This is a genomic window from Ruminococcus sp. B05, from assembly GCF_003628495.1.
Classification (GTDB): Bacteria; Bacillota; Clostridia; order Lachnospirales; family Lachnospiraceae; genus Schaedlerella; species Schaedlerella hominis.
Map to the genome: position 1 here is coordinate 97,092 of NZ_RBZR01000005.1, position 13,727 is coordinate 110,818.

11 protein-coding genes are annotated in these 13,727 nt (G+C 38.4%); 1 reads left to right on the plus strand and 10 read right to left on the minus strand.

Translation table 11 applies throughout. The features are described 5' to 3' along the window. Window positions 1-26: 26 nt before the first annotated feature. The 4 genes from D8Q48_RS05900 to D8Q48_RS05915 form a co-directional block, all read right to left on the minus strand. Window positions 27-3,635 (minus strand): ABC transporter ATP-binding protein/permease, encoded by a 3,609-nt coding sequence (locus D8Q48_RS05900; protein ID WP_121055828.1) that lies wholly within the window; start codon window positions 3,633-3,635, stop codon window positions 27-29. A gap of 158 nt (window positions 3,636-3,793) precedes the next feature. After that, window positions 3,794-5,125 (minus strand): threonine/serine exporter family protein, encoded by a 1,332-nt coding sequence (locus D8Q48_RS05905; protein WP_118724726.1) that lies wholly within the window; start codon window positions 5,123-5,125, stop codon window positions 3,794-3,796. A gap of 19 nt (window positions 5,126-5,144) precedes the next feature. Beyond that, the gene (locus D8Q48_RS05910) at window positions 5,145-5,945 is read right to left on the minus strand and encodes a DUF4866 domain-containing protein (protein ID WP_022074860.1); all 801 of its coding nucleotides are present in this window, start codon (window positions 5,943-5,945) and stop codon (window positions 5,145-5,147) included. Window positions 5,946-6,114: 169 nt separating this feature from the next. Beyond that, on the minus strand, window positions 6,115-6,993 hold the full coding sequence (locus tag D8Q48_RS05915; protein WP_117990200.1) for a LysR family transcriptional regulator: 879 nt from the start codon (window positions 6,991-6,993) through the stop codon (window positions 6,115-6,117). A 207-nt stretch (window positions 6,994-7,200) separates the two neighbouring features. Here D8Q48_RS05915 and D8Q48_RS05920 point away from each other — a divergent pair, with 207 nt between their 5' ends. Continuing rightward, on the plus strand, window positions 7,201-7,440 hold the full coding sequence (locus D8Q48_RS05920; RefSeq protein ID WP_022074862.1) for an HPr family phosphocarrier protein: 240 nt from the start codon (window positions 7,201-7,203) through the stop codon (window positions 7,438-7,440). A 257-nt stretch (window positions 7,441-7,697) separates the two neighbouring features. On the opposite strand, the gene D8Q48_RS05925 is transcribed toward D8Q48_RS05920, so the two are convergent. The 6 genes from D8Q48_RS05925 to D8Q48_RS05950 form a co-directional block, all read right to left on the minus strand. Next, a complete protein-coding gene (locus D8Q48_RS05925) occupies window positions 7,698-9,272 on the minus strand; it encodes an AarF/UbiB family protein (RefSeq protein WP_121055830.1) in 1,575 nt (524 codons plus the stop codon). Then, window positions 9,265-9,648, minus strand: coding sequence for a hypothetical protein (locus D8Q48_RS05930; protein WP_118688345.1), 384 nt, complete (start codon window positions 9,646-9,648; stop codon window positions 9,265-9,267). The genes D8Q48_RS05925 and D8Q48_RS05930 overlap by 8 nt, the downstream gene beginning before the upstream one ends. Before the next feature lie 208 nt (window positions 9,649-9,856). Continuing rightward, entirely contained in the window at window positions 9,857-11,053 is a 1,197-nt protein-coding gene (locus D8Q48_RS05935; RefSeq protein WP_118738462.1) for an ABC transporter substrate-binding protein, read from the minus strand. Window positions 11,054-11,129: 76 nt separating this feature from the next. Then, on the minus strand, window positions 11,130-11,900 hold the full coding sequence (locus D8Q48_RS05940) for an ABC transporter ATP-binding protein (protein WP_121055832.1): 771 nt from the start codon (window positions 11,898-11,900) through the stop codon (window positions 11,130-11,132). Next, window positions 11,901-12,947 (minus strand): ABC transporter permease subunit, encoded by a 1,047-nt coding sequence (locus tag D8Q48_RS05945; protein WP_243116241.1) that lies wholly within the window; start codon window positions 12,945-12,947, stop codon window positions 11,901-11,903. 379 nt (window positions 12,948-13,326) lie between these two features. Beyond that, window positions 13,327-13,704 carry a diacylglycerol kinase family protein gene (locus D8Q48_RS05950; RefSeq protein WP_121055836.1) on the minus strand — a complete coding sequence of 126 codons (378 nt, stop codon included), beginning with the start codon at window positions 13,702-13,704 and terminating at the stop codon, window positions 13,327-13,329. Between the last annotated feature and the right edge of the window lie 23 nt (window positions 13,705-13,727).

Sequence of the window (13,727 nt, forward strand, 5' to 3'; positions counted from 1 at the left end):
CTTTATGCTACTCCATGCACTCTGTTTTACTCTGTCCTCAGTGCCGTTACCGGATCACTCTTTGACGCCTTTCTAGATGGAATCAAACCACCGATCAATGTCAGTACTACACTCAACGCTATCAGTACCAATGCAGGTATAACCGGTAATACCGCACTTACAGCTGTCGTGTCTGCAACCGAATGAATGATCGCATTTGTCGGAATTAACAAGATTACTGTTAATCCAATACCGATCACCCCTGCACATAATCCGATGATAAATGTCTCTGCATTAAAGACCTGAGATACATTTCCTTTCGAAGCACCAATTGCACGCAGAATACCAATCTCTTTCTTACGCTCCAATACACTGATATACGTAATAACTCCAATCATGATTGATGATACAATCAACGATATCGCAACAAACGCAATCAGTACATAACTGATAATGTCCACAATATTTGTCACCGAAGACATCAATGTTCCAACTACATCGGTATAACTGATGACCTGTTCATCTTTTCCTTCCGTTTCCATCATGTGATTGTACTTATCCAGAATTTTTACAACTTCTTCTTTGCTCTCAAAATTCTTCGGATACAATGAAATTTCTGCCGGCACATTAAAATCCACATACCCAAGTTTCTGCAGATTACTGTCGTAAGACACACTGTTCGATGTATTCATAGACATCATCAATTCCACCAGATCATCTTCCGTCATATTCATCTGAAATGCTTTTGCAAATGCATCGGTATCGATTGTCATTGCACTTCCCATCGCATTTTGAAGTTGTGTCCCAACATTCGTCATCATCTGTGTCATCGCACTCTCAATACCCTTTGTAAGCTGTGTTGCGATTTGCGCCATTGCCGATGAAACCTGTGTCCCAATTGCTTCACCCATGGAATTACTAAGCACACCCATTGCCTTTGTCATATAATCCTGCATAGCTGCAGATACCTGACTTTCCAGAGCATTCATATCCACCGTTTTAGTCAGTCCGTCTGTCAGACGTTTCTTTCCATCCTCTGTTCCAAGATACTTTATTACTTGTTCTCCCATCTTGGACGGATCCGGTTTCCCATTTACTGATGCATAATTCTGGTATCCTTTATACAATTCATTTGCCAGCTTTGTCATCTGTTCAGCAGTAATATTTACCTCGATATCATCAATCTGAATCCCGTCTCCGACTGACGCAAGCATTCGATTTGCTTCATCTGTCTGTAAATATTCCTGCAAGTACTCTCCAAATTTACTAACATCTGTATAACCATTATCTGTTACATACTGTAAGAAACCTGCCATGATGTCTTTGAGCAGCTTTTGAATTTGTTCCGGTGTAATGGTCACACTGGCACTTCCTTTGATAATGTCTTTGATATTATCCTCAATAATTTTCTTTGCCTCATCCGTTTTTAAATATTCTGTAAAATCTTCCAGCAAATGAGAGTAATCTGCTTCTGGATGTGTCTTCGCATATTCCAGATATCCTTCTGACAGACTAGATGCCATTTGTTTCAATCCATCCGGTGATACTGATAAATCCAATTTGGAAAGAATCTCTCCTAAATTCAACTGTGGCATACCTGACAGATCAAGCTGTACCTCTTCCAGATTCACCATATTGGAAAGTTCAAAACTATCCCCTCCGACACGAAATGCTTTTTCTAAATCTGCACCGGAAAAATCAAGTGAATTGCCAAGATTGCTCATCGCACTTTCATCAAATTTAAACGCTTTTTGCAATGCAGCTTCATCAACTGTGAATAAAGAATCCATGTTAAAATCATCGTCACCTTTGTCAGTTCCGAACTTTTCATTTGTAAATACATTGATATCCGGATTTTTAAGCTGCTGTTTTACAATTTCACTTTTCTTTGCCTCTTCTGCCACATGTTCTGTCAAAGCATATGGATAAGCAATTCCTGCCTGTAATGCCGTTGCCTTGGCATCTGCATCCGGCTGCACGATACCGACTACCTTTAGGTCTTCGCCATTCGCAACCAGTTTCTTCATATAAGAGCTGTTGTCTGTTTTATCTTTCCAGACTTTATACTGCTTATCATATTCATAACAATCAGAACTGTTTATCAGCTTAAATTTCTTTCCAATAATATCATCGTAAGTATAAGTTCCCAAATTCTCAGGCGTCTTTACATTTTCCTCTTTTATAAACTGCTGGATCATCTCGTCCAGTTCCATAGAGTCCCGCAATCCCAGTGTATACAACATGAAATCACTAATGCTTCCATCCGAAGTCAGAACCACTACACACTCATTATACTTTTTCGGCCATCTTCCGGCTTTTACTTCATATTGTTTCTCATACAAACTGCTGTTTTTCGGCATTTCGTAAAATACATCCGTGCTCATCATTGATGACATCATACTATTTGAAGAAGTAGATGAGCCAAGTCCCAGTGCTGAAAATGATTTATCTGGATTTACCTGACGGATTTTATCTCCGTTTTCCTTGAAAATCTGTGGAGATACATTGTAAGAGTACTCGATTGCATTTGTGTATTTTCGGATTCCACTGGCTTCCTCGTTATCCAGATAGTTCTTCAGAGATTTCAAATCGTTCGAATTCATTGTCGCAAACATATTTGTCACCATCTGAATCACTTTAATTTTGCCGTCATCTTTATTCTTTTTTACATTTTCTTCGGCACCACCTCCGGCTCCAACCATCATCGATGTAATGTCAAACCCGGTGCTTTGAATCTGTAACGGATATTCTGACAACGTTTCTTCTTCAATATTTTGAATATATTTATTCACTCCGGTCGAAAGTGACAAAATCAGTGCAATTCCAATAATCCCTATCGAGCCTGCAAAGGATGTCAATAAAGTCCTTGCTTTCTTCGTCCTTAAGTTGTTAAAACTAAGCGACAAAGCTGTCATAAATGACATCGATGATTTGCCCATATTCTTATGTTCCGGTGGAGTTAATATTGCTTCATCCACTTCATATGGGTCTGTATCCGAACGGATCTTACCATCCCGCAGATTTACGATTCGAGTTGCATACTCTTTTGCCAGCTCCGGATTATGCGTAACCATAACAACTAACCTGTCTTTTGCAACTTCCTGAAGCAAATCCATAACCTGCACACTTGTATCACTGTCAAGTGCACCGGTCGGCTCATCTGCAAGCAGAATATCTGGATCATTTACTAATGCTCTTGCTATCGCAACTCGCTGCATCTGACCCCCGGACATCTGGTTTGGCTTCTTGTGTAATTGCTCACCCAAGCCTACTTTTTTCAATGCTTCGATTGCTTTCTTTTTCCGCTGTGCTTTACCGATACCGGATATCGTCAGTGCCAGTTCAACATTTGCCAAAACAGTTTGATGCGGAATAAGATTATAGCTTTGAAACACAAAACCAATCGTATGATTACGATAAGAATCCCAATCCCTGTCCTTATATTTTTTTGTAGAAATCCCATTAATGATCAAATCCCCGCTATCATAACGGTCCAGTCCTCCGATAATGTTCAGAAGTGTTGTCTTACCTGAACCGCTGGGACCTAAAATAGCAACAAATTCATTATCTCTTAAATTCAAACTGACATCGTCCAACGCCTTCTGCACCAGATTACCGGTTCGGTATTCCTTGCATATATGTTGAATTTGTAACATATTTTCTCCTTTACCAAAAGGTATTTGTTCTTTTACATCTGTTTCTATCTTATGTTACACTTTGAAATTTGTATGGTCAATTAATTTCTCAACTTAACAAAAAGAAATTGATCCATCACTCTCCTGTAGTAATAAATCAATTTCTTAATATCCCATGTTTAGGTACAATATCGAAATGTTTTATCCGTAAGTATTCTTGCAAATATCAATCCTAACGGAAGTGCTGCGATAATCAATATTGCAGATGCAAACCATGATGCAGACACTGCTAATGACATCATCCCAAGATTATAAAATCCTTTATACAAATATAATCCGGGTACCATAATTACAATAGATGGCACCGTAACAGAAATTCTTGGATATCCCACTTTATTTTTGATTAAAGAAGCCAGTATTCCGGCTGTAAGTGCTCCGATAAACGCTGCTGCCGCAGGTGGAAATTTTGCGATATCTACCAGTTCCAGCCGCAATGTATTTGCTATTGCACCAATTGCCGCCGCAACTTCTGCCAACCGCACCGGACTATTAAACATAATCGAGAACCCAAATACCCCACAGAAGCTTGCCAGTATGCGAAAAAGAATCCATCCCCATACCGGCAATGATATTTTCATAAAATCAACTGGCTGCAGATGTAGCAAAAGTGCCATGATCCACGCAGTCATTGTCGCAACCAGAATAATAATCAGTGCATAGTTCAAGCGTTCAATACCTGATCGCATATCCAGTTTCGCCAAATCGATTCCACTCGTTATAAATGGAAACCCCGGTATAATAAATAACATAGCACAAATGTATCCGGCTTCATGCTGTATTGATATCCCCAACAAAAGCTCTGCTATTTTCAGTACTCCGGCATATACAAGACAAGCCGCTGACACCGATGATACAATACATAAAAATAAAGTGAAATGATGTTTTGATAATTTACATCGAATAAAATTTCCGATTCCTGCGCCAATAAATGCACACAACATTTCAATCGGCCCGCCACCAAGCAGAAAAGTGAACCCGCCACAGGCAAGCGCTGCTGCAAATCCTAATGCAATTGGTGAATATAAACCATGTATCTTTTCTATATTGTCTAGAAATGAATGAAGTTGTTCTCCTGACATATGCTTGCCTTCAACTTCAAAATCTCTTATAAAGTTTTCAAGACGATTTAACTTTGAAGTATTCACTCCCGTATTCGTCAGACACAAGGACTGTGTAAATCCTTCCTCTCCATCAAAGCATGTATATTCTATCGACATCAAACCTATATCCGCTGTACAAGTAATCCCCATCGCTTCTGCCAGCGCATTCATAGAACTTCTCACACGCCATGCTCCTGTTCCACATGAGAGCAGCATAATCCCCACCCGTCCGATAATAGAAGCCTTTTCCGTCAAACTAGCTTCCGTCACTGGTTTATTTTCACCATTTTGGTCTGTATATTCATGCCAGAGAATATCCATATGGTTTTTTCTGATTGTTTCTCCCCGCATACTCTCCACTTCCTAACCTTTATTCAAAATCCAGACTTTCATTTCCTGCTTTTTTCATCATTTTCTCGCGACATGTCAATACAATTCCATCAATTTCACTCAAATGGTGTAACATTTTCTTCTCAAATTCACGAATCGGAAGTAAAATTCCAATCTCATCGAATTCCTTATCTTTCTTCACACCAGTCTCCTGTCCGTAATATACCATTGCTCTTGGCGCCTCTTCCTGTATTTTATGAAAAGTATCCCACACAACAGCATATGCCTGTGCTTCTGTCAATCCAAGTTTACGAGTATCTGGTAATGCATATAAAATCAGGATTCCTCGATTTCTATTATCTTTTTTCTCTACAAGTTCCATTCCTTTTGTATAGGAACGTACAATATCGTATCCATCTGCCAAATATAATTTAGAACGTGGTGCACATTCATGTCGGTCATATATTTCTTTGAATTTTTCATACTCATGTCCGGAAATTTCCTTTTCTTTTCCTTCCAGAATATTTCCATCCACATCGGTCAGCAATACCGGATTCTCCCCTGATTTTCCGTGAAACTTCTTAGGAATCAAAAAAGCTTCTCTAAGCAAATCAAACATGCTTCCTCCACATAATTCTAATAAAAGAGCCGTCACATCTCCATTTTTATAGGCATTAAATAATACCTGTATGAAATGTTCTGACTCATCAAAATCAATCCCATGTTCTTCATCTAAATGTTCATAAAAAACATCTCTTAACTGCTCGCATGCTGTCGGCGAGGCAAGAATCTCTGAAAAAATACCTTCTACAGCCTCTTCTCTAGGTAAAATGGTTTGCATGACAACTCCTCCTTTATGCAAATTTCTGGTCAGGCTTAACATTATTTTGTAAACGATAACCCTTCTTCTGCACTAAGTATAGAAAGCTATTCTTTTAAAGTCAAACCAACCATGACTGTTTTATTTGCATAACCGATATGTATTATTTACATACTTATATTTCTTGATTTCACATAAGCATTTTCTTCAAAGTTTCTGCCGCAATACTTGGTGGAAAATTATGATTCTCCACCAGACAGATTTCCCGCTTCGGTATCGTTTCAACCATTGGAATCTCATATACCTTTTTCTCATTTATTACATTTCTTGCAAACGGCTCCGGCAAGAATCCAATTCCCAATCCATTCATAATCATCGGCAAGACCTGATCAATTGTTTCCACCTCTGTATCCGGTTCTAATACAAGATTATGCTCTAAAAAGAATTTGGAATAAAACTCATATGTTGTGCTTTGTTTTCCCAGACAGATTAATGGATTTTTTGCAATCTCCTCAAGACAAATTGCTTCTTGTATGTCTGCAAATGTCTCATTTCCAACAACAATTTCCTGAAATTCCATCAGTGAAATTGATTTCAGTGGTTTTTTTGCTTTCAATGGTGTTGTCACCACCGCAAAATCTACTACGCCTTCCCTCACTGCTTGTATCGCCTGCGGAGTCGAATGATTTAAAATCCGAAGACGGATTCCCGGATACTTCTTATGAAACTTTCCAAGTATAGGCAATAGTAACAGATGCAGTGCAATCTCACTGGCACTGATTGTGATACTGCCACTTTCCATACTCTGTTCATTTGCAAGTTCCATTTCTGCGGTATGAATATGTTGATATGCAATAGAAACATGTTGATACAGTTTTTGTCCCTCCGCTGTCAATGTCACTCCACGGTTTGACCTCACAAACAACTTACATCCCAGCTGATTCTCCAAATTGTTCATAAAATGTGTAACATTCGGCTGGTTGCTCATTAATGCCTTCGCGGCTTTTGAAAAACTTTTATACATTGCTACATAATAAAAAATCCGATAATAATCATATGTAATCTCCATGCTTTTGCTCCCTTAATACACATAAATTTTCCCATTCTTTAATATACAAAAAATGTATATCAGTCATAGTAAATATGTATTTTACGTTTTTATGCATCTTATTATATACTGAACAAGGTTAAAGTCAAACAAAAATCTGATTATACGAATCTTTTTTGCAAACAATGTCATTTTAACCAATTTTATACAGACTATGAGGAATTGATTATGATTAAACAAAATATCAAATTCGTAACTACAGGACAATTTGTCACTTTTTATAACACATGCAGAAATTTATCTGCTAATATCACAGTCAAAGACATTGAGAATCATCGTATGAATATTAACGGAAAAGAACTTTCCGAACTAATGGCCATTCGTCTGGGTCTTCCGGTTACTCTCGTCATTCATGGTGATGATGAACAGAAGGCTGACAGACTTCTTCAAAAATATCGCGTATCATAGTAGTGTGTACTTTTAGTACAAAAATACGAGGGGCACCCAAAACTCCCATGGGATGTCCCTCGTATTTTATCTCAGTCGAGAAGACTCCCACCTCTTTCAGGTGGTGAGTAACAACAAATTTGTCTCAGTGGGAGTCCAATCTCCGACTGAGATAAACGCTCCGCGAGGATGCGCAGTGATTCTGTAAAGAATGTGTCAGCTTACGCTGACCAGAATCACGCGCCAAGTCTCGCGGCTGCTCGACTTGAATTTTTCTATTATTTTCTCGACAAAAAGTGTTTTATAAATACATAGAGTACAATCACAAATGCCAGCAGGTAACCAATAGCTCCAATCGCAGGTATTCCCCACAGCTTCGGCTGCATATTGGTCGTGCAAATAATACTCGAGCTAATTAAAAGAGCCATTACCCACAGCCCCATTACGATATTTCTTACAAGTCTTCTCAAAAGCTCTGATAAATCTTTTGACACATGTAAATCCAGATTTACTCTTGTCTGCCCTTTCATAAAGCCTTGTATCGCATCTGCCGTCACTGATGGCAAATCTATTGTTTTATGAAGTGCACGATACAAATGTTTGCCACTGCTTTTTAACTCTTTTTTCCAGTCGAAATTACGCCAGAAATCACCTTTTATACGGGCTGCTGCAATTTCTACCATATTGATCTCCGGACAAATGTCTGCCATAACGCCTTCCATCTGCGTCAATCCTCTAGCCAGCATTGTAAGTCCATGTGGCATGGAAATCCGATTGGTTTTCATAACCTCCATCAAATCCTGCATTGTCTCTGCCACATCAATATTACCCATATCCAATTTTCCATACTTCATCATCAAAGTACTGATATCTTCATATAATTTACTCTGATCCGGTTTTCCACGAAATTCACCCAACGCAAGTACCGCATCCTGTATCATTCCGATATCATTAATCGCAATTCCCTGAATTGCATCTCCGATCAATTCTCTGTCTCGTTCAGACAATCTTCCCATCATCCCCATATCGATCCAGACAATTTTCCCATCGGATACGCATACATTTCCCGGATGTGGATCAGCATGAAAAAATCCATCTTCCATAACCTGCTTAATATAGTTATCTATTAATTTTGTTCCTATTTCATGCAGATCATATCCATTTTCCTGAAGCGATATTTTATCATCAATTGGATATCCATCAATATATTCCATAACAAGAACATGATGTGTCGTATGCTCTTTGTATAAAATCGGTGTACGCACAAAGGCGATATCTTTATTTCTCCGAGCAAATTCCTCCATATTGGCTGCTTCTGTCAGAAAGTTCATTTCTTCTTGCGTGACTACCCACAGTTCATCTAAAACCATGCTAAAATCCACAGTCTCTTTAATGCTGATCGGCGGCACCAGTTTCACCGCTTTATGAAGCAGTCCGATATCTCTTGCCATCGTGTCATAGATTCCCTTGCGCTGTACCTTTATAACAACCTTCTCTCCAGATTTGAGCGTTGCACGATGCACTTGTGCAATCGAAGCAGAACCAAGCGTCATTTTCTCTATATCTGAAAATACTTCCTTCCACGGACAGCCATAAGATTCTTCTATTACTTCCTCCACTTCTGAAAATGGCATCGGCGGCACATCCGAACGCAGTTTCATTAACTCGTCACAATATTTCTTTGGAAGGACATCCGAATGCAGCGACATGATTTGTCCTATTTTAATAAAAGTAGGTCCCAGATCTTCCAGAATCAACCGCAGCTTCACCGGGGTCATGCCCTTTGTGATCTCATGCTTACGCAATACTGCCGTAATTTCCTTCAATCTGGAACCTGATTGTGCGTTACTCATTAACCTCTGGCTCTTCAACTTCTTCTGCTTCTGCTTCCACTACATCTTCCGGCTCTACAACCTCTTCTTCCGGTGCTTCCGCTTCCACCTTTTCTATCTGCTCTTTCAACTGTGCAAGCTGCTCAGCTGTCATCTTACTGAGCAATTCATTTAATTCTTCAGGTGTTGATGTCTTTACTGAAACATTCACTTTATCTTTTACTGTCTGTTTAATATTATGTTTGAGTTCTTCATTCAGAGCCTTTCCCTGCTCCACTGTCAACTCGCCTTTTTTTACCAGTTCATCCAGAACATCTTTTGATTTTTCTGCTGTAACAGCCACTGTTCCGATTCCTGCCAATAAGATTTTCTTTAATCCGTCTGTCAATTTTTCCATAGTCTTCTTCTCCTTTCGTGTACCCTTCGTGTCAATCCGTGTAGTGATTGCCATGAAAGTGAATCATACCAGTTATTTTTCATACTTTTGTTATACACTTTTTCTAAAAAAAAGTAAATATAATAGTCTGAAAAAAGAGCGAGAAGTCACTCGTAAAAGTATTCTCTCGCTCTTTTTAGTATCTACTTTGCCAATTATTCGTATGTTCTTATAATCCAAATCCTTCCATTTTCGCCGGATTTTCTTTCTGCTGAATTGGAACAATTGCATTCTCTGGTTCTACCGGATCTCCTACTGTATATCCTTCTGGCATCTCCTCATCCGAGCAGGTCTCTGTCCAGGCCATATCCATCACATCATCTACAGTCAAATCTTTGTCTTTAATAATGCCAAGGCGAATATAGTCTTCTGCAATTTCTCGAAGTGCATTTTCTGTAAATGCATCAGAAAGTCCAAAATGTAAATTATCCCAGAATACCTGCTGATTTTCTTTTTCACCTGTCATCTTATCTGTATCATACATTTTCTGAATTGCTTCTTCAGAATGTAATCTATTATATTCACCTGCACGTTTGATGGCCATTGTAACATATTTGGCATGAACTGGATTTTCTTTAATAAAATCATTATTCATAGCAGTTACACAGCAAGCCTCATCCTGAAATTCCGGACTATAACCAATTGAACAGATCATTTTCAAATCATCTTTAAAATTTGCTAACACAAAATAATCAGAAAAAATACTTGCATCTACTTCTCCATTTTTCATAGCTTCTATTGTTGCTGCATTATCCGCAATATCTAAAAATTCTACTTCACTTGTAGGGTCAATACCATATTCATCTAACAAACGATAGCTGATATTCTGATCTGAATTACCAATACCATCATGAATTGCAATTGTTTTTCCTTTTAAATCTTGAACGGAATTAATATCACTGTCCTCCGGCACATAAATAGATTTACATCCTACATGTGCACCACACACAAATGACATATTCACACCATTGGTTATCGGAACAAGCATTGTTGCAATATGGTCTGTTCCCCATAAGCACTGTCCTGTACCAACTGTATTTACTACAGATTCACCCTCCATATATTTCGCATTGATACCATATTCTTCATAGTATCCTTGTACTTCGGCCATATATTTTGCGGATACACAAGCTCCACCATTAAACAAATAATTCAATTCCTGACCAAAAACAGGTTCTTTCTGCATTGCTTCCCAATCTTCTTCTGAAACAGCTTCCGGACGTTCTACTTTATCCGTGCTTGCTTCCTGTTTGGAATCTCCTCCTTTTGAAGTGCTGTCTCCACTTCCTCCACATGCTGTCATTGACAATGCCATTACTGAAACCATGGCTGTTGCAATCACTCGTTTTACATTTTTCAATTTCATTTCTTTTTCTCCTTGCTATTGTAAATATATTCCAATCACCAACTCCTGCATTGATGACAATGGACCACTTAGTCTTTTACGAATTCCCTCCAAAATGTAATCTGTCAAGAATCTGATTTCTATATTCGATAAAAGCTGCAGATGAACGTTTTCTTGGATATTCCTGCTCAATCTGGATATCTTCTACAATCCTTCCCGGATTCGCATCCATTACAAGCACCCTTGTTCCCATATATACAGCTTCATCTACATCATGTGTAACCATAATTGCTAATTGTTTATTTTGGTACCACATTTTTAGTATCTCATCCTGCATATTCATACGCGTAAACGCATCCAATGCTCCCAAAGGTTCATCTAAAAGTAAAATATCCGGTTCGTTGATCAACGAACGAACCAGTGCCACACGTTGTGCCATTCCGCCGGATAACTGATCTGGATAATCATCCTTAAATTCTTCCAGACCGATTACCCTCAGCATCTGTTTCACCTTATCCTCATTTCCTTTTAGTTTACCTTGCATCTTCAAACTAAATGCAATATTTTTTTCGACCGTAAGCCATGGAAACAACGTTGGTTTCTGAAAAACCATTCCTCTTTCTGGAGAAGGTTTCTCAACGGCGGTTCCATTAACCAAAACCTGCCCGGTTGTTGGTACAATTAATCCTGCAATCAATCTTAGAATCGTTGATTTTCCGCAACCAGACGGACCGACCAGACTGACAAATTCTCCCCCATACAGTGTTAGATCAATTGCATTTAGAGCATGTGTAACTTCATCATTTTCTACTTTTGCAAAACTTTTGGAGACATTCTCCAGTTTCAAAATAACTTGTTTATCTGCCATTTATTTTACTACTCCATTCTGCCATCTCAACAGGCGGCGTTTTATCAAATCTAGTACCTTTGTGACCAACGTAAAAATAATACAGATTACAAACAATGCTGCAAACATTTTATCATACGCAGCCCATGATTTTGCCCAGTTCATATACCAGCCAAGCCCCGCCTTGACTCCCATCATCTCTGCAACAGTAATTGCAACACAAGCAGAACTCATAGCTTGTGTACACCCTTGCAAAATAGATGGCATTGCATATGGGATTGCAACTCTGAACACAAGTTGCCTTTCCGTTGCCCCCAATGTTCTGGCAGCCTCAAAATAACTTTTATCCACATTTGAAATTCCTGTCATAGATGCAACTGTTACCGCAAACCATGCTCCTAATGCAATGATAAATACAGCTCCTTTAAATAAAGATGCAGCAACTATCATAACAATCGGAATCCATGTAGGTGTTGGAATCGGCCCAAGAAATTTAATAATCGGATTCACCCAATAACGTACCTTTTCAAAATAACCACATGCAATTCCTGTAACAAGTCCTGCTATAACACCAATAAAATATCCAAGAAGCAACAAGCGCAACGTATGAAGTGTACATTCTATCAAATAAGAGCGGTCCTCCCAGGCAATGTTTAAAATAGAATTCATACAAGGAATAAATGGTTGTGTTAAAATTCCCGTTTTCAATGTCAGATAATCGTATCCTGACAGCAACAAAAATAATGCTGAAAACAGAGGTGCACGATATCTCAATTTTTCATAAAAAGGAACACTCCCTCTTGATTTCTTTCCCATAGCAATAAGGAAATAAATGATATACGCTGCAATAAACAAAATCAAGGATCCGAGATAGGTATTCGGATTTTTATTCCTACTGCCATCTGGAACAAATTTATATTCAAATATTGCCACCATTCCGCATACAATAGGCAACAGTATAACAATCCAGTCAAGTAACTTCTGTAATTTTGTTTTTTCCTTTGCCTCCAACTCCTTCAATTGCTGACGGCTCAATCCTCTCATTTTACTTGTATCTTCTTTCGACATTTTTTCCCTTTCTGCTATCATATTGTCTGGTTTTCGTATGTCTTTCAAAAAGTAAACGAAATGCTGACAATCTAATTACTAAATTTTTTAAGCGTCTCTAAATCTTTTTCATATTTTTATATTATCATCTTCTTTTTTTCTTCACCAATCGCTATTTATGATAAGTTCTTTCTATTTATAGAAATTTTCTATAAGTAAATTTATTTGTCCTTTACATAGATAAAGGAGCATCTTTCGATGCTCCTCAAAAAAAGAATGTGCTTTGCACATTCTGACACCTGCGGCGATTGCTTGCGACATCTGTTTTGTACGCCGCAGTGTGCATCCTGCCGGAAGATTTTTATTACATAGGAAATAAAATCTCCTATGTAATAAAAAACTATATCCACACTATAAATTTCGGCAAGAAAATGATACATCCAATCACAGCCGAAAAAATTGCCGCAATCAGTACCGCCCCTGCTGCCGTATCTTTTGCAATCTTTGCCAATGGCTTTCTCTCCTCAGTCACAAGATCCACAACCGCTTCCACCGCTGTATTCACCAGCTCCAATGCCATAATAAGACCACAGAGTAACAGACAGATGCACCATTCTGTCATAGAAATGTGAAAGAAAAATCCAGCGATCACAACCAAAACTGTCATTACTGCATGCATCTTCATATTCTGTTCCTGCTTCAACCCAGTTACAATTCCTGTAAACGCATATTGAAATCCACCATATAATTTATGATTTTGTTTTTTCTTTTGTTCCATAAAATCCCCCCTAGTTTGGTATG